Annotated in this window: 24 protein-coding genes; 13 read left to right on the top strand and 11 right to left on the bottom strand. The window is 48.3% G+C overall.

The features are described 5' to 3' along the window. From ZMTM_RS07330 to ZMTM_RS07285, 10 genes are all read right to left on the bottom strand, one after another. Positions 1–768, bottom strand: a complete 768-nt coding sequence (locus ZMTM_RS07330; RefSeq protein WP_225906979.1) for a DUF1365 domain-containing protein — start codon at positions 766–768, stop codon at positions 1–3. Position 769: 1 nt separating this feature from the next. After that, complete coding sequence (locus ZMTM_RS07325; protein ID WP_221763266.1) at positions 770–2,026, bottom strand: NAD(P)/FAD-dependent oxidoreductase; 1,257 nt, start codon at positions 2,024–2,026, stop codon at positions 770–772. After that, the gene (locus ZMTM_RS07320) at positions 2,023–2,976 is read right to left on the bottom strand and encodes an acyl-CoA desaturase (protein WP_221763265.1); all 954 of its coding nucleotides are present in this window, start codon (positions 2,974–2,976) and stop codon (positions 2,023–2,025) included. Before ZMTM_RS07320 ends, ZMTM_RS07325 begins: the two co-directional genes overlap by 4 nt. Then, the gene (locus ZMTM_RS07315; RefSeq protein WP_225906978.1) at positions 2,976–3,551 is read right to left on the bottom strand and encodes a lipocalin family protein; all 576 of its coding nucleotides are present in this window, start codon (positions 3,549–3,551) and stop codon (positions 2,976–2,978) included. Before ZMTM_RS07315 ends, ZMTM_RS07320 begins: the two co-directional genes overlap by 1 nt. Before the next feature lie 5 nt (positions 3,552–3,556). After that, entirely contained in the window at positions 3,557–4,171 is a 615-nt protein-coding gene (locus ZMTM_RS07310; RefSeq protein WP_221763264.1) for a DUF6134 family protein, read from the bottom strand. 13 nt (positions 4,172–4,184) lie between these two features. After that, complete coding sequence (locus tag ZMTM_RS07305; RefSeq protein WP_221763263.1) at positions 4,185–4,961, bottom strand: DUF1295 domain-containing protein; 777 nt, start codon at positions 4,959–4,961, stop codon at positions 4,185–4,187. Then, on the bottom strand, positions 4,954–5,496 hold the full coding sequence (locus tag ZMTM_RS07300) for a DUF2878 domain-containing protein (RefSeq protein ID WP_221763262.1): 543 nt from the start codon (positions 5,494–5,496) through the stop codon (positions 4,954–4,956). Before ZMTM_RS07300 ends, ZMTM_RS07305 begins: the two co-directional genes overlap by 8 nt. A 1-nt stretch (position 5,497) precedes the next feature. Next, positions 5,498–6,544 (bottom strand): SAM-dependent methyltransferase, encoded by a 1,047-nt coding sequence (locus ZMTM_RS07295; RefSeq protein WP_221763261.1) that lies wholly within the window; start codon positions 6,542–6,544, stop codon positions 5,498–5,500. Positions 6,545–6,691: 147 nt separating this feature from the next. Continuing rightward, positions 6,692–7,387: an anti-sigma factor gene (locus ZMTM_RS07290; RefSeq protein WP_221763260.1), complete on the bottom strand. Its 696-nt coding sequence runs from the start codon at positions 7,385–7,387 to the stop codon at positions 6,692–6,694. 31 nt (positions 7,388–7,418) lie between these two features. Then, positions 7,419–7,982 (bottom strand): sigma-70 family RNA polymerase sigma factor, encoded by a 564-nt coding sequence (locus ZMTM_RS07285; protein WP_221763259.1) that lies wholly within the window; start codon positions 7,980–7,982, stop codon positions 7,419–7,421. Between the two features lie 218 nt (positions 7,983–8,200). Between ZMTM_RS07285 and ZMTM_RS07280 the strand changes: the two genes are divergently transcribed. The 3 genes from ZMTM_RS07280 to ZMTM_RS07270 are packed head-to-tail and all read left to right on the top strand — an operon-like array spanning position 8,201 to position 11,482. After that, a complete protein-coding gene (locus ZMTM_RS07280) occupies positions 8,201–10,039 on the top strand; it encodes a pyrroloquinoline quinone-dependent dehydrogenase (protein WP_221763258.1) in 1,839 nt (612 codons plus the stop codon). Positions 10,040–10,069: 30 nt separating this feature from the next. Then, positions 10,070–11,245: a phospholipase A gene (locus ZMTM_RS07275; RefSeq protein WP_221763257.1), complete on the top strand. Its 1,176-nt coding sequence runs from the start codon at positions 10,070–10,072 to the stop codon at positions 11,243–11,245. A 21-nt stretch (positions 11,246–11,266) separates the two neighbouring features. Next, entirely contained in the window at positions 11,267–11,482 is a 216-nt protein-coding gene (locus ZMTM_RS07270) for a hypothetical protein (protein WP_221763256.1), read from the top strand. Between the two features lie 54 nt (positions 11,483–11,536). Here the strand turns inward: ZMTM_RS07270 and ZMTM_RS07265 are convergent, their stop codons facing one another. Beyond that, complete coding sequence (locus tag ZMTM_RS07265) at positions 11,537–11,854, bottom strand: hypothetical protein (RefSeq protein ID WP_221763255.1); 318 nt, start codon at positions 11,852–11,854, stop codon at positions 11,537–11,539. A 286-nt stretch (positions 11,855–12,140) separates the two neighbouring features. Between ZMTM_RS07265 and ZMTM_RS07260 the strand changes: the two genes are divergently transcribed. The 10 genes from ZMTM_RS07260 to ZMTM_RS07215 all read left to right on the top strand — a co-directional run bounded on the left by ZMTM_RS07260 (position 12,141) and on the right by ZMTM_RS07215 (position 21,421). Next, on the top strand, positions 12,141–12,416 hold the full coding sequence (locus ZMTM_RS07260) for a phosphopantetheine-binding protein (RefSeq protein ID WP_225906977.1): 276 nt from the start codon (positions 12,141–12,143) through the stop codon (positions 12,414–12,416). Beyond that, entirely contained in the window at positions 12,416–13,060 is a 645-nt protein-coding gene (locus ZMTM_RS07255) for a COG4648 family protein (protein ID WP_221763253.1), read from the top strand. The genes ZMTM_RS07260 and ZMTM_RS07255 overlap by 1 nt, the downstream gene beginning before the upstream one ends. A 4-nt stretch (positions 13,061–13,064) precedes the next feature. Continuing rightward, positions 13,065–14,435 (top strand): AMP-binding protein, encoded by a 1,371-nt coding sequence (locus ZMTM_RS07250; RefSeq protein ID WP_221763252.1) that lies wholly within the window; start codon positions 13,065–13,067, stop codon positions 14,433–14,435. Then, on the top strand, positions 14,432–14,737 hold the full coding sequence (locus tag ZMTM_RS07245; protein ID WP_221763251.1) for a hypothetical protein: 306 nt from the start codon (positions 14,432–14,434) through the stop codon (positions 14,735–14,737). The genes ZMTM_RS07250 and ZMTM_RS07245 overlap by 4 nt, the downstream gene beginning before the upstream one ends. Positions 14,738–14,756: 19 nt before the next feature. Beyond that, positions 14,757–15,701, top strand: a complete 945-nt coding sequence (locus ZMTM_RS07240) for an LpxL/LpxP family acyltransferase (protein ID WP_225906976.1) — start codon at positions 14,757–14,759, stop codon at positions 15,699–15,701. 76 nt (positions 15,702–15,777) lie between these two features. Continuing rightward, a complete protein-coding gene (locus tag ZMTM_RS07235) occupies positions 15,778–16,320 on the top strand; it encodes a LolA-related protein (RefSeq protein WP_225906975.1) in 543 nt (180 codons plus the stop codon). A gap of 19 nt (positions 16,321–16,339) precedes the next feature. After that, a complete protein-coding gene (locus tag ZMTM_RS07230) occupies positions 16,340–18,706 on the top strand; it encodes an MMPL family transporter (RefSeq protein ID WP_221763250.1) in 2,367 nt (788 codons plus the stop codon). Beyond that, the gene (locus tag ZMTM_RS07225; RefSeq protein ID WP_221763249.1) at positions 18,690–19,376 is read left to right on the top strand and encodes an alpha/beta fold hydrolase; all 687 of its coding nucleotides are present in this window, start codon (positions 18,690–18,692) and stop codon (positions 19,374–19,376) included. The genes ZMTM_RS07230 and ZMTM_RS07225 overlap by 17 nt, the downstream gene beginning before the upstream one ends. Next, positions 19,373–20,200 (top strand): polysaccharide deacetylase family protein, encoded by an 828-nt coding sequence (locus ZMTM_RS07220; protein ID WP_225906974.1) that lies wholly within the window; start codon positions 19,373–19,375, stop codon positions 20,198–20,200. The genes ZMTM_RS07225 and ZMTM_RS07220 overlap by 4 nt, the downstream gene beginning before the upstream one ends. A 27-nt stretch (positions 20,201–20,227) precedes the next feature. Then, a complete protein-coding gene (locus ZMTM_RS07215; protein ID WP_221763248.1) occupies positions 20,228–21,421 on the top strand; it encodes a beta-ketoacyl-[acyl-carrier-protein] synthase family protein in 1,194 nt (397 codons plus the stop codon).

Here is a 21,421-nt window from a genome sequence, read left to right as displayed (position 1 = left end):
TTAATGATGATCTGCACTGATTTTTTGGGGATGGCTAATAAAGGGCACTTTTTTCAACCAGAGCCATAAGGCCTGCCAATGGATAGCGAAAATAACTTTGAGTGTCATGAAAGGGTAAGCCAACAACACCCAGGCTAAATTGAGACTGTTGATGGGCTTGCGCTCTAGTGCCATGGTGGCATCAAACATCTTGCTGCCACCCCTTAAATTACGCATGTGAACGTTAAGTTGATCGGTTGGCGTTGAAAAGCGCCAGTCGTACTCAATATCCATAGGCATAAACGGCGATACGTGAAACTCTTTGCTGAAATTAAAGCGTTGCAACTTGTTAATGCTGGTTTCTTTAGTGCAATCCAGCACGTAGGCATGCCGTTCTTTCCAAGGCGTATTGGTGATGTCGGCGACAATTGCTTGCAAAGTCTTACCATCAGTCTTAAAGCAGTAATAAAAGCTGACAGGGTTAAAGCAGTAGCCGAAATAACGCATGTTAGTCAGCAAACAAATGGGGCCTGCTGGCAGTTGCCCAGTTTTTTGCAATACTAGTTCTTCAATCGATGTTTTAAGGGATTGTTCAGGATTGCCAAAGTAATCGTCACGCTTAAACCAAGCGAGATTAGGGCGCTTGGCAGACCACAGCCAACTTTTTCCAAATAGCCTTGGCAATTCATCCAGATTAAGAAACATCATGTAAATGCGATATCGAAAAGCATGTTCCACAGGCAGAAATCTGCGATGCCTCACCCAGCCTGTGAAAATCGCGCTTTGCATTTCAAGCGACCTTTGCTTGAGTAGCTGCATTGAAATGTTCAAGCGCTTTTAACGCACTCATCACGCCATCTTCATGAAAGCCGTTACGCCAATAAGCACCCGCATAAGCCGTACGGTTTGTACCGCTAATTTCTGCATGGCGGGCTTGGGCAGCAGCGCCAGCCGTTGTGTAAACAGGGTGATGATAAGTCAGGCGCTTGATCACTTTTGCTGGGTTGATGCCTTTGGTGTGATTAAGCGTCACTAGCAATCGTTGTTCTGATTCCAAGCCCTGCAAGATATTCATGTTGTAAGTCACTGCCACGCGATCAGTCGGCGTAGGGGTGACATGGTAGTTCCACGCAGCCCAAGCCAGTTTGCGTTTAGGCAGCAGACTTTGGTCGTAATGCAAAAAGACTGAATTCTCTTGGTAGGGGATAGTGCCAAGAATCTCGCGTTCAGCCTCGGTCGCATCGCTTAACATAGTCAGCGCTTGATCGCTGTGGCAGGCAAAAAATACCCAGTCAAAGCTTTCTTCAACGCCACCCACTGGCGTTACTCTCACTGATTGCTTGAGCCTGCGTACCTTTGCGACAGGTGTATTCAGCCTGATATTGTCTTTAAAGCCTGCAGTTAGCGCTTCTACATAGCGTGCTGAACCACCAGCAATGGTGCGCCATTCAGGCCGATTACTCACAGAGAGCATGCCGTGGTGGTGAAAGAACCTGACAAAGAAACGCGCAGGGAATTCAAGCATTTGCTTGGCGTCAGTTGACCAGATAGCAGAGCCCATGGGGATGATGTAATAGTCAATAAACTGCTGGCTATAGCCACCTTGCTTCAGATAATCGCCTAATCTGATTTCAGCGCCATCTTCAAGCAATGCCAGCGACTCTTTATTGAAGCGCAATATATTGCCTATCATGCGATAAAAAGAAGGGCGAAAGAGGTTGCGGCGCTGCGCAAACAGTGAGTTCAGCGTAGTGCCGTTGTATTCAAAGCCCGACTTTTCGCACTTCACGCTAAAGCTCATATTGCTTGCGCGCCACGCCACGCCCAGCTCTTCTAGCATATGAATGAAATTGGGGTAAGTGCGGTCGTTGAAGACGATGAAGCCAGTATCTACTGCATATTCACGTTTTTCATGAACGATATTGTGGGTATGGGTATGACCGCCAATATAGCTACCTGCTTCAAACACCGTAATCTTGTGATCTTTATGCAAATGGTAAGCGAGCGTATTGCCAGCAATACCTGACCCGATGATGGCGATTTTCATAAGGTTGCTTCAACCTGGTGTGCTTCGCGAATATGCTTGGGAACGGCACGTAAATCCCAGATCAGGCCGCAGGCTTCCAAGGCTTTCAGGCCGTAGAAAGTAAGATCAATTTCCCACCAGTAAAAGCCTTGCTTGGCCGAACCCGGGAAATGGTGATGGTTGTTGTGCCAGCCTTCACCAAGGGTAAACAGCGCAATAATAAGATTGTTACGGCTTTGGTCTTTGGTGGCATATCTTCTGTTACCCCAGCCATGCGCAAGTGAATTGACGCTGAACGTCGCGTGATAAAGCACTACAGTCGAGACCACAAAGCCCCAGACCAGCAACTGCAGGCCACTGGTGTCGAGTTCTGGCGCATAGGCCTCAAGCAGGCTGCCGAAACCATAGATTGATAGCGCGAAGAAAATCGGTACCAATACATCAAAGCGATCAAGAAACATCAGCTCCGGGAATTTAGTGAAGTCTTTTACCCGCTCATGTTTGGTCGCAAAATGCGTATTGGATAAAAACCAGCCCAAGTGACTCCAGAAAAAACCGTGGCGCACTGGTGAATGCGCATCTTCGTCGCGGTCAGAATAGGCATGGTGATGGCGATGGTGTGACGCCCACCACAAAGGGCCGCGCTGCACAGAGGTGGCACCTAACACGGCAAATAAGAACTGCATGAAGCGCGATGTGCGAAACGCCTTATGCGCAAAATAGCGGTGGTAAAAGCCTGTGACGGCAAACATTCTTAGCACGTACAGCGTAATCGCAAAACCGACGGCAAAGGCACTCCAGCCTACCCAGATGACTGATAAACAGGCGAGATGCATCAATACAAAAGGCAATACCCGCAGCCAATCTACTTGTTTCTGATTGGCATCTGCCGCACTTACTTCGGGTACAAGGCTGCTATCAAGCCAGCGAGTGAGTCGGGTAAAAATCGAATGTTTGTTCGATACTTGCATTATTTTCCTTTAGCTTTGTTTCTGTCGTTCAATGATTGCTGCGGTACTTTTTGTAGCTTGCTGATGTCGTAGCCCAAGCCTGCAACATAGTCTGTAAGGGTTTTGTATTCTGAATCAGCAATTACAGGCGTGCGCGCCATAATCCAGACATAATCACGCGCATTGCGGGCGATGATGGTTTGACCGTAATCAGCGGATAGATAAGCGATCTTGTATTCCGCTTTAATTGGCCAGATGAACCGCATGCCCCATTCTGCATTGTTGGTGTTCTCAACCACAAACCCACGTGGCGTATAGGTTTTTACAGGACCCTCGAATGCGCCCTTGTTGAAGGTGAAGGTGGTCGCAATCGTGCCATCTGCGTCAAGCTTGTAAGACTCAACTGAGTTGTAAGCTTCTTTTTCAATATACGTCGGTATCACGCCTATCACGTACCAGCTACCCATGAATCTGGACAACTCAACGTTTGGTACTGGTTTGATGTCAGGCAGCTTTGTCGTGGCGCATCCACTAAGCAATGCGGCGCATAAGGCAATGGTCAGCTTACGAAGTTTTAGGTTAGTTTTATTCATCATATTATTCACTTGAGCTTGTAGTTAATGATGCGGCCTTCGGGCGTGGTAGATCGCAAAGCCAGCCACTCTTTATCTGGCGAATACCAGAGATCAATGTTCATTTTCTTGGCGATCACGTTGTAATGCTCGGCATCTATCGATTTACCCCGCACCTCGATTTGTTCTTTACCTATTTGCGTGATTTTTACATCCAGATAGTCGCCCGTTTGCGGGTTAAGCAATTTGCTCTGGCCCAACATCTTTGGGTTCCAGTAAGCAAAAGTCATGATGCAAGCGGGCAGGGTTTGTTTGCCTTTTGGCGTATTCAAAATAAAGTTCTGGCCTTCTAGCTTGCCAGTCACCACACTTTTTTCGCCATTGTCATTGGTGTTGGCATCAATGCTTGTCAGGCAATCGCCTTGCCATGTCTCATTGCTAGCATGCAGATAATTGTAGGCATTGATGAATAGCAGCTTCACATCAAACTTAGCCTTGCTGGTCAATGTGTCGCGTGCTTCATTGATGGTGAACGTATGTTCGCCGATAGGTTTTTTATCCAGAAATACGTTAAATGCCCATTCTTCAGCAGAGGCTGTTTGGGAGATCAGGATGAACGCTAAAAATAGTGTGAGTTTTCTCATGATTCTTTCTCGCTCATTTACTTCTGGGTAACCAAGGCAAAAACGCATTAGTACGCTTGATATAGTCGGCATATGCTGGGCGTCGCTCGCCTATGTCTTTTTCCAGCAGCGCCACGCCACTGACTTTGAGTAGCATGAATGTCATCAATAGTGGGGCTGGCAAACTCCACCAAGCACCTGCAGCCAGAGCTATCAATCCATAAGCCCACCAGATACAAAATTCGCCAAAGTAGTTTGGGTGCCTGCTAAAACGCCATAGGCCAGTATCCATGACTTTGCCTTTGTTGCTGGCTTGCGCCTTGAACCTTGCCAGTTGCCAATCGCCTATGCTTTCCCATAGAAAGCCAAGCAACCAGAGGGCGATACCCACAAAATCTAACCAGAACATCGGCTTGGTAGCGTGAATTGCGCCTAATAGTGGTAACGAGATGATCCAGGCCAGTACCGCTTGCAAGCCAAATACGATATACAGGCTTTTAATCCAGAAGTTAGGCTCATTATTCTTGCGTATGGCTTGATAGCGATGGTCTTCATGCGGGCCCCAGTTACGCCAAGTGAGATAGATGGATAATCTCAGCGCCCAAATGACTACCAGCAGGATGATCACAGAAGCTCTTTCTGAAACAGCTTCGGCTTGTTGTGAGTAAACAATTGCTGCAATTAGAAAAAACAAACTCCACATGCTGTCCACTAATGTGACGTTGCTTCTCAAGGTGCAGATTATCCAACCCACGAACGCAAACAGGCTGATTGCGCCTAATGCCATGAAATATGCATGTGCATCAAACATGAGCCGCTCCGTCATTTGTTTCTGCGTAGCCATCTAACTTGGTTGAAATCAGAAGCAGGGCAGGGACTATAAGCGCCCAGCCTATGGCGAGTACTATCATCAAAGTATTAAATTCAAGCAGTTGCATCGCGCCTAATTTTTGGCCACTGATATAGGCCAGTGGGCCGCCAATCAAGCCAAATAGCGATGCGATTGCCACATGCTGGCGCATCCAGCGCAAACTGACATTGAGTGTTGTACTAAAGCCTAACCACAAAGCGAGCATCCACAGCGGTAGCAGGTACTCAGGCATGGTTGTTTGTGGGTAGTGAATCAAGCCAGCGGTGAGTAATGATTGATCAAACACGCTGCCCACAGTGACCGTAAATAGCATCAACAGTAATTCAGCCCGTTTTGCCTTGGCTTGAAACAGATGAAGCGCCGCCACAGGTAATGTCGCCAGGGGGCCTAGCCAAGGTAAGCCATTGGCCGCGCCCAAGACACAAGCAAACCATGCCACTTGAAAACCTAAGATGTTGATCCAGAGTTTGCCCATGTTAGTCAGCAGGCCTTTCAAACAGGTAATGCGTTACCCACCATTCCTGGCCATTCTTAAGGCCAAACAACTCAGCGCAAGACATATAGAAAATGCGCCAGCGGTTGCGCCAAATCTCCGTGTCTTGTGCGCCGTAAGTGCTTTCTAAAATAGGCTTGATCTTGTCGTAATTGGCATCCATATTGGCCAGCCACGCATTGGCTGTTTTTGCATAGTGCGTGCCGTTCCAACGCCAGAGTTGCTTGATCTTGAGTTTGTCCTGAAAGCGCAGCGGTAGATCATCGCTCGGCATAATGCCGCCAGAGAAGAAGAATTGGCTCATCCAGTCATCGTCACCAGCAACCTCAAAGGCGTAGGGCGTTAGCCGATGGACAAATATATGCATAAAGAAGCGGCCGCCAGGTACCAGCCAATCATGCACTTTGCCAAACAACTTTTGATAGTTGCGCATGTGCTCAAACATCTCGACCGATACAATTCGGTCATACTGGCTTGGGGCTTCAAATTCGTTCATGTCGCGGGTAATCACCTCCACGTTGAACAGGCCGCGTTTATTGGCTTCCGCAGTAATATATTCGCGCTGGGAATGTGAGTTTGAGACTGCTGTGATTGGACTATCAGGATATTGTGCTGCCATCCACAGGGTCAGCGAGCCCCAGCCGCAACCAAGTTCCAGAATTTTGAGTCCGTTCTTGATGCCTGCGTGTTCACAGGTGATTTTTAGCGCGAGTGCTTCGGCTTCATCTAGCGTTTTGGTGTCTTCTGTCCAGAAACATGAGCTGTATTTGCGATGTTTTCCCAGGCAATACTGAAAGAAATCAGCTGGGACTTCATAATGCTGTGCATTGGCCATTTCTGGCAAAGGCGCGATTGGCGATTTATTCATGTGCGCAACGAAACGGCTTTCAATATCTGCGCCTGTTTCGCAATCGGATGCTGAGATTTCCTTAAGCCGTGTTTTTACCAAGCGGCGTATGCCTGCCCGTATTGCGTAATCTGGCACAAGACCACGTTCAGACCAATTGATCGCTAAATTAGTTACTTGCATGACTATGTATTCCCTTTATTGAGTCATTGTTAAGTCGAACTATTCCGTTCATTGATTACATATACGCAGTAAAAGTTTTTTAGATTCAATAAAACAAAAAAAGCGCATTTTTAGGTGCGCTTTTTTTTGAATAAAAATCTGAATATTTTAAATTTGCGCGAGTTTGCCTTGATATACCACCGGCCCTTTAGGTTTACCGTCAGGTGAGCCGCCCAATTGCTCAAGCGTGACGGCTAAAGTGCCTTCTTTGGCTAACTTGGCTAATGTGGCGTGCAGTTGAATCTGGCTATCGCCAGTATTAGGTAAAACGCCCAGTGAGATAGGCGCAGATTTGTCTGGCGGTAATATCCATAGCTCGTACGATTTTTTGCTAATCGGTGCCAAGCTGACCAGTGCAGTCGCATGCAGTGTAGTTTCACCTTTGGCGTTTTTGTTATAGCTTAATATCCAGCCAGGCTTGGCCTCTTCATTGGCTAGCAAAGCCACCTGCGTCGCTAAAGGCTCAACAGGTTTTTGCAATAAATTATTGCTTAAAGTAAAGGTTAGGGCTACCACTAGCAGTGACGATACAACTGCCAAGTTGCGCCACCAAGATAATTTTGAGGCGATTTTTGCGCCATAGACTCTAGCTTCAATCGCTTTCCATACCTTAGTTGATGGTTTTACTTCAGTAACCGTTAACCCAATCAAGTTGATGCGATTTGTCCACCACTCAACCGATTGCTGCCAATCAATACGAGCTGAGAGTATCCTGACAAAACGCCTGCGTGCCGCACCACGTAGCGTGCCCAGCACATATTCAGCTGCCAGCATTTCTCTTAAATTTGGGTCGTCGTATCTCATGCTATTGTCTGGTTTTCAATTCTCTTCTAATTTATGCCGTTGTCAGGCAGTTTTTTAGCACTTGCAGGCCACGCCTAATCCAGGTTTTGATCGTACCTAGTGGTTGAACCAGCTGCTGTGCCAATTGCTCATGCGCCAAGCCATGAAAGTAGCTCATAGCAATGGTTTGGCGTTGTAATGGTGCTAAGTGGCTCATGCAGTTCATTAATGCCTTTGCTTCAGTTGATGCTGTTATTTCTGCAAGTGGGCCTAAGTCTTCAGACGCCCAATCATCAAAACTCTGCTCTTCTGCTAGTTGCGCTTCATGCGGTGATGCCCGTAATACATCCAAACAGCGATTGCGCACAATGGTTGTCATCCAAGTCATGGCAGCAGCTTTTTCAGGGTTAAAGCTTTCTGCGTTATGCCAAATTTTGACAAATGCATCTTGCAAAGCTTCTTCTGCCAAATCTCTTCTAAGCAATATACGTAAGGCGAGGCCAAATAGTTTCGCGGATGTTGCTTGATAAAGTGAACTAAAAGCGGCGCGATCTCCCAAACCCACTTTAGAAAGTAGTTCGGCAAGATAAGCAGGGGATGAATTTTCTTGGGCCATGGCTTGTTTTTAGTTGGCTTAGGTTAAGGTTCTTTTATGAATATTGTGTGGATGTTGTGAAAATGTCAACTAATTAGGATATACAGAACCCACTAAAACTGGCTATTATTCTATACACATCAGTATATAGCTAGAATGAACATTGAGAAAAAATGTTAATAGATATTTTGAGTCACAAAAGTATTACTGAATAAAAAATGATTGAGAGGATGAAAACAATGAAGACAAATAACAGATTGTATGAGCTTGTAAGCCAAATTCTAATGCTGGCGCTATGCTTGGGTGGTTCAGCCATCACTGCAGCTCATGCGGCCAGCCCAGATGCCACAACTAAAAATATTACCAGCCCAAGCTCTGCAGAGTGGCCAAGCTTCGGCAGGGATTACAACAACCAGCGCTTTGCGCCCTCTACCCAGATCAGCACAGGGAATGTTAAAGACCTCACTAAAGCCTGGACATTTAAAAGCGGGGTAAATGCTAGCTTTCAAGCCACACCGATTGTGGTCGATGGCGTGATGTATCTCTCGCTGCCCTATGACCACGTGGTGGCGCTGGATGCAAAAACAGGGGCACAACTCTGGCGTTATGAGCACGACAGACGTAAAGACTGGCAAATGTGCTGTGGCCCCGCTAACCGTGGTGTAGCGGTGGGCAATGGCAAAGTGTTTATTGGTACCGTAGATTCTCGCTTGATCGCACTCGATGCAAAAACAGGCAAAGTAGTATGGGATATCAATGCAGTTGATGCTGCCGTGCTGACTGAAGGTCAGGAATCGCTAGATCAAGATGACCCAAATAGCCACAAGAAAACTTCTGGTGGTACTGGTATCGGCATCTCCATGGCACCTGTGGTTTATAAAGGCAAAGTGATTGTCGGTATTACGGGTGTGGGATATGGGCTGCATATTGATAACCCGAGAGCAGATGCACCGCTCGGCGCAGTGATTGGTGTGACTGGCCGCTATGGTCGCCCTGGGTTTCTGGCCGCTTTTGATGTGAATACAGGCAAACGCGTATGGCAGTTTGATACGATTCCAGCAAAAGGCTGGGAGGGCACATTTACACCAACAACCTCCGATGGCGTTAACCTGAATCGTGATCTTGATAATGAAAAGGCGACGTTTGCTCAATATCAAGATGCGTGGCGTTTTGGTGGTGGATCGGCCTGGACGACGCCAGCGATTGATACCCAGCGCGGCTTGTTATTCTTTGGCATCGGTAACCCGTCTCCCCAAATGAACGATATTTCGCGCCCTGGAGATAATCTCTACACAGTTTCACTGGTAGCCCTGGATGTTGAAACAGGCAAGTTACGCTGGCATTACCAGCAAGTGCCGCATGATGTTTGGGGCTACGATCTGGCAAGCCCACCAGTGTTGTTTGACTGGGTGCATGACGGCAAGCACATTCCTGCCGTGGGGCAAGCAGGTAAGACTGGCTGGTATTACGTCAATGATCGATTGACTGGTAAATTGCTGATGAAGTCTGAAGCCTTTGTGCCGCAGCATAATCTGTTTGCCAAAGCCACAACTGAAGGTGTAACGCTTTACCCTGGTATATTGGGCGGTTCGAACTGGTCGCCTTCAGCAATTGATCAAACCAAGCAACGTGCTTACGTGGCTGGCATTCATGCCCCAATTAAATACACCTTGCACGAAGCACCACCCAAAGATGGCAACCCAGGTATTCGCTATGCGTCATCAGAGCCAGCAGATGAGCCACGTTGGGGTGTGTTGTCTTCAATCGATTTAAGTAACGGTAAAATTGCCTGGCAACAAAAGATCGAGCAACCCATGGTGGGCGGTGTACTAATCACCGCAGGTGGTTTGTTATTCACAGGCGAAGGCAACGGTAATTTTGATGCCTTTGATGCGGCTAATGGCGACTTACTCTGGCAATCTAAAAATGATGCTGGTGTGAATGCGCCACCAATTAGCTATGAAATTGATGGTGTTCAATATATTGCGGTGGCTGCAGGCGGTAACTCGATATTTGGCTACAAAGCAGGGGATAGTTTGGTGGTTTATGCATTGCCTGAAACTACTGTGGCAAAATAGACAGAATTAAATTCGCTATGAAAGACAGGCATGCACACCAAATGGGCAATTCATTACTCCATATTATTTAGTTTAACGATCCCTTTAACTAGCCAGGCAGCAGATAAATGGTTGATAGCCACTCAAACTGAGGCGATCAACACAGGGCAAAAGATCACTGTTGAAGTGGTTAAGCCTGCAAGCGTTGCCGCTTGGCCAGAGAAGTTGCACCTTAAACTTTCTGGCAGCGGCCTCACTGAAGAAGTTGAGTTGGTCGCTGCTGCCAAGCAGCCAGATGATGTCAGGCATATTTATGCTGGCGTACCAAAAGAGAAGTTTGTTGGCGTTGTGCGTTCCGAATTATCTGATCAAGCCTCAAATCGCTTAGTTGTGATTGCGAGCAGTGATGATGAAATCAGTCATTTAGAAGTAGCTGCAACTACGCCAGGCAGCAATCCAGAAAAGCTTCAAGACGCTGGGCTACCAAAAGTAGTCATTGCACAGCCAGGTGAAGAGCCACCTTTATCAGCGAATGAGCCTATATATTTTATTGTAGGGTCTAATGCAGAACGCGATTTTGATGCGCGATTCCAGATCAGTTTCAAATATCGACCATTTGATCCAGACAGTGCCATGGCACAATATGCTCCATTTTTAAGCAATATGTACTTTGCTTACACGCAGACCAGTATATGGGATATCGGGGGGCGATCTAGCCCGTTTAAAGATACAAGCTATCGGCCTAGCCTTTATTACAAGTGGACAACTTCTGGGCGAGGTTTAATGCCAGATGAATGGAAAGCTGGCCTGGAGCATGAATCAAACGGCCAAGCGGGGGTCGATTCAAGATCACTCAATATCGGGTTTGTACGCCCGATCTGGAATATAGACCTTGCCAATGGCAAACGCCTGACCTTGCAGCCAAAGTTTTATGACTACATTGAAAAAAGTGACAACCCGGATATTCAAAAATATCGTGGCTATGTCGACTGGCAAGCCCGCTATGGCCGCGAAGATGGTTTGATTCTGGCAGGTTTATACCGTCAAGGAACGGGTGGATATGCATCTGGCCAAATAGATATGTCTTACCCGATCAGCGACAAGATATTCGCTCGAACTGGTACATTCCTGCATCTGCAATTGCTCTCTGGCTATGGTGAAACCTTGCTGGAATACAATCAGGATCACGATACCCAATTACGTATAGGCTTATCTGTAGCAAGATAAGCGCAAAATAGCTAATAAGCCATGAGTTACAACTACCTGATTATCTATTTCGTATCGCTAGGCATTTGCATGCTATCAACAATCTATAAAACTACCTGTTTTAAGAATATGCTGTGCAGGCAAGTGCTTGGTAATATGTTCTGGAGCTTGATACCAGTGATGAATACCTTCAAGGCTTTGCTCTGGATAGTATCGCTTTTTGTGACTTGGTACAGAGGCAAAAATATGGAAGTCTGATTTAATTAAATAAAAAGGGACGCAAACGCGTCCCTTTTTATTTGCTCTCAGTCTCTAGCTTCTGGGTCCCTTCATACGCCTGTATAAGCGCAATAGTCCAAAGCCCAGCAACCATGCGACTGCAACCTGAAATAGGGAATGATAAGCCGCATTCGATACCAGTTGATCATCGTTAAAGCTGGCTTTGTAAATATCATCTTCTCGGTTGCAAAAATCAGCTCTTGCGCTAGGCGTGTTCATGCATTGAGCATATTGTTCAGCGCCCACTTTTTCAATCGTCTGTAATTCCAATTTGGCATAATAGGGCGTGATGCCGATAATCCACAAAATTGAGCACCCAATTCCTATACGTTGAAGCTTATTCAATGCCATATCTAGCCTGTTATTTAGTTTTAAGCATCATACCCAAAGTGAAAATAAAGTTATGCATAAACAATAGAAATATCTTGTTCGTCGCTAAGATACGAGAGATTAGTCCCATGTAGGATGTTTCTTACTCAAATTTAGGCTCGCTACTAATAGGGGAAATACGTTTTTTATTTATAATTGCTTTTGAACATTGCAATATAAGTTAAAGACCACTCATTACCGCCAATAAACGCAAACCCTAATTAAAAAATTTACTGAAAAATTAAATAAAATTATGCAAGAAACTAATGTGGCAACTTCTTTAAGCGGTACGTCTCTTCAGCTAGAAATTGCGGAATTGATGGTTCAATCATTAAATCTGGATGTTGCAGCCACGGAAATCAAGTCTGACTCCCCACTCTATGGGGATGGCTTGGGACTTGATTCCATCGATATTCTTGAAGTCGCGCTTGTTGTCTCTAAACGTTATGGCTTGCAATTAAAAGCTGATAACGAGGGCAATCATGAAATCTTCAGCTCTCTAGGTAATCTGACCGAATACGTCGCCAAGCAAAGAACGCGTTAATGCTTGAATTAAACCGTATTGCCCGTTTCGTTGGCATTGCGGCCATGTTCTTGATTTATGCAGTGTTGGTACATTACGTAAATGCTAGCGGGCAGCCCAGCACTTTAGGCGTTATCTTGGCTGTTCTGCCGATACTCGCTATCAGTCTGGCAATGGCCGCACATTCCGCATCTCGCATTGCTGGCATCTTATTACTTACTTCCACCCTTATTATTACCTGGCTGGCGTGGCCTTTAATCGCCCGCCATACAGGGTTTATTTTCTGGGTACAGGATGTCAGTTTACAAATCATGCTAATGGCTACATTCGCGCGCACATTGTTGTCTGGCCGCACTCCACTCTGTGTTGAGTTTGCCAGCATGATGCATGGACCGCTCTCACCTGGACACCATCATTACGCTCATATGGTCACTATCGCCTGGGTGATTTTCTTTGGCTTGATGGCAGCGATCTCAACCCTGTTGTTTTTCATGGCGCCATTAACAACTTGGTCCATTTTTGCTAACTTCCTGATTCTGCCTTTGACAGCGCTCATGTTTGCGCTTGAATATCTGGCACGCCGAATTGCGTTACCCGATGTGCCATCTGGGCATATTCTTGATGCGGTGCGTGCCTATCGCAATGCTTCTGCACGTGGCCAATGAATTGATGAGTCACTCAAATACGCCAACCCAGTACCCTCTGGTCAGTCATCAGTCAGTCAATGAAATACTTGCATGGCGCAAAGGCGTTGCAATTACAGTTGCGCAGTTTTTGGACGATGTCGCACAACTTGCTGCGATCATGCCGACTGGTAATTATCTACTGAATATATGCCATGACCGTTATCACTTCACAGTCGGCTTGGCGGCAGCCATTGTTAGCGGAAAAGTCAGCCTGTTGCCGCCCAATCACACGCCAGAAATGGTAAGGCAACTCAAGGATTTTGCGCCAGACGTATTTTGCCTGCATGACAGTGCCAATTGCACGATTGATTTACCACTGATGCGTTACCCAGCAGAGCGTGATATTCAGCCAAAAGAATTAGCAAAGAGAGAAATACCAGAGATAGACGCGTTGCAGCAAGTCGCGATTCTATTCACCTCTGGTACCACTGGTCGGCCATTGCCTCATGCCAAATGCTGGGGTGCCCTGGTACGTAATGTCAGGGCAGAAGCAGAGCGGTTGGGTTTACTCAGTGATCGTTCTTATGCAATTCTCGGTACGGTTCCGCCGCAGCATATGTATGGGCTTGAATCAACAGTGATGGTGGCGTTACAAAGTGGCAATGCATTGGTCAGTGGGCATCCGTTCTATCCTGCTGATATCTGCGAAGCTATTGAGGCGCTCCCTGCACCGCGAGTGCTGGTTTCTACGCCTGTGCATATGCGTTTGTTGCTGGAGTCTGAACTAGACGTAGCCGAATTAGCTCTTGTAGTCTCGGCGACAGCACCGCTGTCGCCCCAGTTGGCATTGGCCATTGAAGCAAAAACCCAGTGCCCATTAATTGAAATCTACGGTAGTACCGAGACTGGTCAGGTTGCCAGTCGCCGCCCAACGCAAAGTGATGAATGGCAGTTATTGCCAGGTGTACAGCTTACACAGCGCGGCGCCGATATATGGGCGACAGGCGCGCACATAGAAGTCCCCGTGCCATTGAACGATGTGATTGAAACCACACGAGAGAACCATTTTCTGCTGTGCGGGCGCACGTCCGACATCATTAACATCGCAGGCAAACGCGGCTCACTCGCCAGCCTGAATCATTTATTGAATTCAATCCCCGGGGTGCTAGATGGTGCTTTTTTCATGCCAGATGAGATATCGCATGACCACGTTACCCGCCTAGTGGCCTGCGTGGTAGCGCCTACGCTTGATCTGCAAGTGCTCATGCAGGCATTGCGTGAGCGTATGGATGCCGTATTTCTACCTCGACGTTTAATATTTGTAGATGCATTGCCGCGTAACAGCACAGGCAAGCTGCCACGTGAATCACTGAAAACACTAATCGAAGCTGAAATCGGGAAGCAGGTCGCATGAGTGCGCAAGTTGAGCTCCTCATCGCCGCCGACCATCCCGCTTTTGCTGGTCACTTCCCTGGCACACCCATCCTACCTGGTGTGGTTTTGCTTGATGAAGTATTGCATGCCTTAATGCTAGCAAGCGGCCAACCACTAGAGAGCTGCCAGATCAATGCGGTTAAATTTCTCAGCCCCTTAAAACCAGGCGAGTCTGCTGTGATTGACTATGAAACCCAAGCCAATGGGGCGATTCGGTTTGATGTACTGGCGGGAATACGCAAAATTGTCACAGGGTCTATCGTTTTGAATCCCTTATCTTGAACTCACTGAAACCATATTTGTGACCGAACCGCATACCAAACAAGCAGAAACACAACTTTGGCTTGCATCCAGAGAGCGTAGCAATATGTCGCTGCTACGCATCATGAGCTGGATATCGCTGAAGATGGGGCGTTCAGTCGGCAGGCTTTTCTTGCATCCAATCAGCGCGTATTTTCTGTTGTTTTCCAGCGCAAACCGTCAGGCATCGCGTGAATATCTGAACCGCGCATTGGCTCGTCCAGCTACCTGGCTTGATTTATACCGTCATTTCTTCTGGTTTGCTTCTACCATTCATGACCGTATTTACCTGATTAACAAGCGTTTTGATTTGTTCGATATTGAAATTGTCGGCACAGAAGCCATCCGCCAGCAGCTTGCTGAAGGTAATGGCCTTTTTCTCATGGGCGCGCACATGGGTAGTTTCGAGGTGATTCGCGCCATAGGTCGGCAGATCCCCGATCTGCGTGTCGCCATGACTATGCATGAAGAGAATGCGCAGAAGATCAATGCGATGCTTGCTGCGATTAATCCCGAAGCGGGGCAGGACATCATTGGCCTAGGCCATATCGATTCCATGCTCAAAGTACGTGAACGGCTCGATGATGGCACGGTGGTTGGCATGTTGGCCGATCGCACGCTGGGTGAAGAGATCATGACGCCAATCAATCTGCTTGGCGATGTGGCCTTGTTTCCCAATGGGCCGTTTCGCATGGCGGCTTTGTTGCGCAGGCCAGTGATGTTCATGGCCGGGGTTTATCTGGGCGGTAACCGTTACCAGATCCATTTTCAACCTTTGGCAGACTTTTCCGATATTCCCACAGGGCAACGTGCTATCACTATACAGAATGCAATCACCACTTATGCCAGCCTGATCGAACATCACTGCCGCAAGACGCCCTATAACTGGTTCAATTTCTTTGATTTCTGGCGGCCTGCACAGCCAGGAGTACGCAATGAGAGCTAAACATATGCCATATCATTCCTCGTCAATATTGCGTTGGCTTGTCAATGCAACCATGGTTTGTAGTCTAGTTTTGAGTTTGACTAGCCCCCAAGCAGCTGAAGTAGAAGCTGGCTGGAATATTGAGCAACTCATGCAGACCTTGGCAAAAAATCGCAATGGGCATGCCCGTTTTATCGAGAAAAAATCCATCGCCATGCTAGATCAGCCAGTTGAGTCGTCTGGCGAGTTGTTTTATACCGCGCCAGACCACTTGGAAAAGCGTACCTTAAAGCCCAAGCTCGAAACTATGATCCTAGATGGTGGAACGCTGACGCTGGAGCGAGGCAAGCAGAAGCATCGTCTGCAATTGCAAGACTATCCAGAGGTAGCAGCTTTTATAGATAGCATACGCGGTACGTTGGCGGGTGACGGCAAGGCGCTGCAACAGACTTACCAATTGAGTTTGCTAGGTGAGGCGCAAGACTGGACCTTGCTGCTGATGCCGATAGACGACAAGATGAAAAAAATCGTGCAGAGCATCCGTATCAATGGCACGAATGGCGACCTACGTACTATCCAGATTATCCAAGCAGATGGCGATAGCTCAGTCATGACCATCGAAAAGCTCGCCACGCAATGATGCCCAGAGTCCATAACGCATGCTAAGCACTACACTCTTAAAGCCTGCCAGAACAGCCATTGTGCTGTGGCTGGTCTTCATCTTGGCATGTATCGGTATTATCAGCCGCAGTTCGTTTAGCGCTGACCTGTCAGCATTCCTGCCACGTTCACCTACTGCTGAACAGCAGTTATTGATGGATCAGTTGCGTGATGGCTTGGTATCGAGATTAATACTGGTCGGGATTGAAGGCACTGATGAAGCCAGCCGTGCGAAAATTTCTAAAGCTTTAGCGCAACAGTTGCGTAACGACCCAAGCTTTGTCAGTGTGAACAATGGCGAGCCAGTAAATACCGCACGTGACCGTGCCTACCTGTTTAATAACCGTTACCTGTTGAGTGATACGGTCACTCCCGAAAGGTTTAGCGTATCTGGTTTACATGCAGCCATAGGCGATAGCGTAGACCTACTGGCATCTCCCGCTGGTTTGCTGGTTAAGTCGCTGTTGCCGCATGACCCGACTGGGGAAATGGTGCAACTATTACAGCAGCTGGATAATGGCCATCACCCGCAACTGCTTGATGGTGCTTGGGCCTCGCAAGATGGCAAGACTGCATTACTCTTATTGCAAACACGCGCTTCAGGCTCGGATACCGATGCGCAAAAACAGGCGATGCAGCTTATCCAACAAAGCTTTGCCCATGCTTCAACCGCGACATCAGCCACACTGGAAATGACAGGGCCTGGCGTATTTTCAGTAAGCGCACGCGACAGCATTAAAAAACAGGTCAGGTTGATATTTGTCATCAGCTCATTGCTGATTGCGCTATTGCTCTACCTGCTTTACCGCTCACTGACCGCATTGTTGTTGGGTATGCTGCCGGTGATTACTGGTGCACTTGCGGGCATTGCTACCGTCAGTCTTGGTTTTGGAGTGGTGCATGGCATTACGTTAGGTTTTGGCACCGCACTGATTGGCGAGGCGGTGGACTACTCGATCTATCTTTTCATGCAGTCAGAGCAGGGCAGTCGGACTGAAGCCAGCCGTCAGCATTGGGTACAGCAATCCTGGCCAACAGTACGTCTCGGGGTGCTGACCTCTGTTTTTGGCTTCGCTTCGCTATTAATCTCAGGCTTTCCTGGGCTGGCACAACTTGGTTTGTATGCCATCACTGGTTTGCTTGCCGCCGCCACCATGACCCGTTTCGTCTTGCCATATTTACTGCCGAGAGATTTCCGTATCCACGATGTTAGCCGTATCGATCAGTGGCTATCTCGTCAGGCAAAGCATGCAACCGCTTTCAGGGCTTATGTACTGATTCTGGTGCTGGCCGCATGCGTCATTGTTTATAGCCATCGGGCACATTTATGGAATCACGAACTTGCCTCATTAAGCCCTGTTTCTGCTGCTGACCAAGCGCTGGATAAACGCTTGCGCAGCAACCTGGGCGCACCCGATGTGCGTTATCTGGTAGTTGTTTCTGGCGATAGCCAGGAGTCGGTACTGCAAGCCGCCGAGCAGGTATCGGTACCGCTGCAAGCGCTAGTGGAGCAAGGCCAGTTGGCGAGCTTTGAGAGCCCTGCGCGCTATTTGCCTAGCCTTAGCACTCAGCGTGCGCGGCAAGCCAGTTTGCCTGCTAACGAGGTTTTATCAGCAAGGCTGGCACAGGCGGTAGAGGGGTTACCAGTGCATGCAGACCGCTTTGCTCCGTTTCTAGCCGATGTTGCAGCCGTACGTGAACAAGCTTTGCTGCAGCGGGCTGATCTTGAACATACCTCAATGGCGATGGCCGCTGATGCGTTGTTGATTAACAAGGGTCAACACTGGAGTGCTTTGCTACCTTTGACCGCGCCAGAAGGCGGTGAAATCAATGCAGACAGCATCCGTTCTGCCCTAAGTGAAAGCGCTGTGGCTGGCGCCTTATTTGTTGATCTGAAGGCCGAATCGAACAAGCTCTATAGCACCTATTTGAATGAAGCCATTGTGCTATCTCTGCTCGGATTGCTCGCCATCATCGTTCTGCTACTCGTGGTACTGCGTTCACCTAGCAGGGTGGGGCGTATCATCTTACCTCTGGCCGCTGCCGTTATTACGGTCACTGCTGGGCTGGCATTATGCGGAGTGCAGTTGATTATCCTGCACCTGATCGGTTTGCTATTGGTCGTCGCTATCGGCTCAAATTATGCCCTGTTTTTTGATCAGGCTGATGCCATTCCCAAGATGGCGCCGTGTACTTTTGCCTCCTTGCTGTTCGCGAATATTGCAACCGTGATTGGGTTTGGCCTGCTCGGCTTTTCTACAGTGCCAGTATTGCAGGCCATGGGGATGACGGTTGCTCCTGGCGTCATTCTTGCCTTGATATTTTCAGCCATATTCGCCAGGAAAAACCATGCGCATACTGACTGATCTTTATCCGCATGACCAGCTAGCACCTGCGCTGCTGATTCTGTTGCCGGGCGCTTACGGCATGCCAGAGGATTTTGTCGCTTATGGTTTTGTTAGTGCCTTGCGAGATCAGCAGTTGCCGATGGATGTCGCCATGCTGGAGTTGCCGTTTAATCAGGTAGCCGATGATAGTCTGCTTGCTGAAATTCATACCCAGTTGGTTCAGCCTGCGCTAGCCGCTGGCCAAGCGGTCTGGCTAGCTGGTATTTCCATCGGCGGATATCTTGCCATGGCTTATGCGGAGAGCTATCCCAACCAGATTGCGGGTATGTTTTTAATGGCACCATATCCGGGTAATCGCATGATCACCAATGAAATAATGGCGGCGGGTGGTTTAGCCAGTTGGTCTCCAGAGGCTGTTACAACACTCGATACCGAACGCCGCATTTGGCGCTGGCTGAAAGAGAGTGCCACTATCAACATACCAATACATCTAGGAATTGGCCAGGATGACCGCTTTTCCGCAGGTCACCGCATGATGGCGACAGCATTACCGCCAGCACATGTTGATAGCATAGCTGGAGGTCATGAATGGGCGGTATGGCGGCAATTGTGGCAGAATTTTCTGGATCGCCAATTCATGCAGGAATCATTAAGCGAATCTCCCCAATTGCAAGGTGAACAGCAGTGATTAAGCAGAATCATTCACGGCCATGGCAACCCACCCGCTTTATACGGGTGACCTTTGCCATCCATCTTTGGTCTTTGTTAATGCTGATCGTCTATCCAACTTACTGGCAGTGGGTGGTGGGTGCCTTGATTGCAAACCATCTCGCCATCATGCTGATAGGTTTATGGCCACGCAGTCATTGGTTGGGCGAGAACTGGACAACATTACCAGCAGCAGCCATCGCCAGAAATGAAATCGCACTGACGATTGATGATGGTCCCGACCCTGTGGTGACGCCACAGGTGCTGGATATACTTGACAAGTATCGGGTAAAAGCGACTTTTTTTTGTATCGGCATTAAAGCATTGAAATACCCCGATCTTTGCCGAGAGATTGTGCGCCGTGGGCATGCCATCGAGAACCATAGCCAAAAACACCGGCATAACTTTTCGCTACTGGGTCTGGCTGGGTTTGAGCGTGAATTACAGACTGCGCAGAACACGTTAAGCACCATCACCGGTCAAACACCGAAATTCTTTCGGGCGCCAGCTGGGTTACGTAATCCGTTTCTGGAGCCGGTATTGGCCAAGCTGGGCTTGCGCCTGGTCAGCTGGTCGGTACGCGCTTTTGATACCAGGGTGAGCAACGTCGACAATGTGAAAAACAAGCTGTTAAGCGGTTTACAGCCAGGTGCTATCCTGTTATTGCACGATGGTAATGCCGCGCGCAGTGCGGATAATATACCAGTGCTTATCGCAGTGTTGCCTACCGTATTAACAGCAGCCAAAATCTTGAAACTGAAGTTTGTCACCTTGCGCCAAGCTGATGTCCAATCTATTTCTTAAACTGTATTTAACGACTAGAGACTGCTTTTGAAGCCATTATTACTTTCCCATTTCACTGTCACTAGCGCGATTGGCCGTGGCGTGCAGCAAACGCTGGCTTCTATGCGTGAGCAACGATCTGGCCTGACCCCGTGTAATTTTGATACGGTGGATTTGCCCACTTTTATCGGCGAAGTGCCTGCGGTCGATAAGACGAATATGCTAGCTGGTCTAGAGGCTTTTGACTGCCGCAATAACCGCCTGGCGCAACTCGGGCTGGAGCAGGACGGGTTTGCCGAGGCAGTCAAAGCAGCCGTTGCCAAATATGGGGCATCGCGCATTGGCGTATTCATGGGTACTAGCACTTCAGGCATTTTACAAACAGAATTGGCTTATCGACGCCTAGACCCTATAACTGGCGCTTTACCGCCAGATTTTGTTTACGACAAAACCCAGAACACCTTTTCAGTCGCTGATTTTACGCGCCAGTATTTCGGCCTCAAGGGACCTGCGGTGGCGATATCCTCTGCATGTTCATCCAGTGCCAAGGTGTTCGGTTCCGCCCGACGCATGATAGAAACTGGCCTGATTGATGCAGCGGTGGTTGGTGGAGTAGATACGTTGTGCCTGACCACCTTATATGGCTTCAACTCGCTGGGACTTTTATCCAAACAGGTTTGCCGCCCATTCGATAGTGGGCGTGATGGCATCTCGGTTGGTGAGGCGGCAGCTTTCGCCTTGCTGGAGCGCGTGCCAGATAGCCTAGAAAATGACGCGGTATTGTTACTCGGCATTGGTGAGTCCAGCGATGCCTATCATATGTCTTCACCGCATCCAGAAGGCTTGGGCGCAAAGATGGCGATGGAGGGCGCACTGAAAATGGCTGGCTTAGAAGCGGCTGATATTGATTACATTAACCTGCATGGCACCGCGACCCAGAGCAATGACACGGCTGAGAGTAAAGCTGTGCAAGCGGTGTTTGGCAGCAACACACCTTGCAGTTCGACCAAAGGTGCCACAGGGCATACCTTGGGCGCTGCAGGCGGCGTGGAGGCCGTTATTTCTGCCTTGGCGCTGCAGCACGACTTAATGCCAGCAGGATTAAATACAAGAGGATTAGACCCAGCTCTGGGCCTGAACTATTTGCTTGAGAACCGTGAGCAGAAAGTATCGCGTGTGCTGAGTAATTCATTTGGTTTCGGTGGTACTAACTGTAGTCTGGTGTTTGGGCGGGCGAATTAA

This window comes from Methyloradius palustris, assembly GCF_019703875.1.
Lineage (GTDB): Bacteria > Pseudomonadota > Gammaproteobacteria > Burkholderiales > Methylophilaceae > Methyloradius > Methyloradius palustris.
This window is presented reverse-complemented; position numbering and strand designations above follow the sequence as displayed.

Excerpts from the sequence above, each read along its gene's own strand:
- ZMTM_RS07330 (WP_225906979.1), bottom strand. The coding sequence starts at position 768 with ATGCAAAGCGCGATTTTCACAGGCTGGGTGAGGCATCGCAGATTTCTG.
- ZMTM_RS07325 (WP_221763266.1), bottom strand. The coding sequence starts at position 2,026 with ATGAAAATCGCCATCATCGGGTCAGGTATTGCTGGCAATACGCTCGCT.
- ZMTM_RS07320 (WP_221763265.1), bottom strand. The coding sequence starts at position 2,976 with ATGCAAGTATCGAACAAACATTCGATTTTTACCCGACTCACTCGCTGG.
- ZMTM_RS07315 (WP_225906978.1), bottom strand. The coding sequence starts at position 3,551 with ATGATGAATAAAACTAACCTAAAACTTCGTAAGCTGACCATTGCCTTA.
- ZMTM_RS07310 (WP_221763264.1), bottom strand. The coding sequence starts at position 4,171 with ATGAGAAAACTCACACTATTTTTAGCGTTCATCCTGATCTCCCAAACA.
- ZMTM_RS07305 (WP_221763263.1), bottom strand. The coding sequence starts at position 4,961 with ATGTTTGATGCACATGCATATTTCATGGCATTAGGCGCAATCAGCCTG.
- ZMTM_RS07300 (WP_221763262.1), bottom strand. The coding sequence starts at position 5,496 with ATGGGCAAACTCTGGATCAACATCTTAGGTTTTCAAGTGGCATGGTTT.
- ZMTM_RS07295 (WP_221763261.1), bottom strand. The coding sequence starts at position 6,544 with ATGCAAGTAACTAATTTAGCGATCAATTGGTCTGAACGTGGTCTTGTG.
- ZMTM_RS07290 (WP_221763260.1), bottom strand. The coding sequence starts at position 7,387 with ATGAGATACGACGACCCAAATTTAAGAGAAATGCTGGCAGCTGAATAT.
- ZMTM_RS07285 (WP_221763259.1), bottom strand. The coding sequence starts at position 7,982 with ATGGCCCAAGAAAATTCATCCCCTGCTTATCTTGCCGAACTACTTTCT.
- ZMTM_RS07280 (WP_221763258.1), top strand. The coding sequence starts at position 8,201 with ATGAAGACAAATAACAGATTGTATGAGCTTGTAAGCCAAATTCTAATG.
- ZMTM_RS07275 (WP_221763257.1), top strand. The coding sequence starts at position 10,070 with ATGCACACCAAATGGGCAATTCATTACTCCATATTATTTAGTTTAACG.
- ZMTM_RS07270 (WP_221763256.1), top strand. The coding sequence starts at position 11,267 with ATGAGTTACAACTACCTGATTATCTATTTCGTATCGCTAGGCATTTGC.
- ZMTM_RS07265 (WP_221763255.1), bottom strand. The coding sequence starts at position 11,854 with ATGGCATTGAATAAGCTTCAACGTATAGGAATTGGGTGCTCAATTTTG.
- ZMTM_RS07255 (WP_221763253.1), top strand. The coding sequence starts at position 12,416 with ATGCTTGAATTAAACCGTATTGCCCGTTTCGTTGGCATTGCGGCCATG.
- ZMTM_RS07250 (WP_221763252.1), top strand. The coding sequence starts at position 13,065 with ATGAGTCACTCAAATACGCCAACCCAGTACCCTCTGGTCAGTCATCAG.
- ZMTM_RS07245 (WP_221763251.1), top strand. The coding sequence starts at position 14,432 with ATGAGTGCGCAAGTTGAGCTCCTCATCGCCGCCGACCATCCCGCTTTT.
- ZMTM_RS07230 (WP_221763250.1), top strand. The coding sequence starts at position 16,340 with ATGCTAAGCACTACACTCTTAAAGCCTGCCAGAACAGCCATTGTGCTG.
- ZMTM_RS07225 (WP_221763249.1), top strand. The coding sequence starts at position 18,690 with ATGCGCATACTGACTGATCTTTATCCGCATGACCAGCTAGCACCTGCG.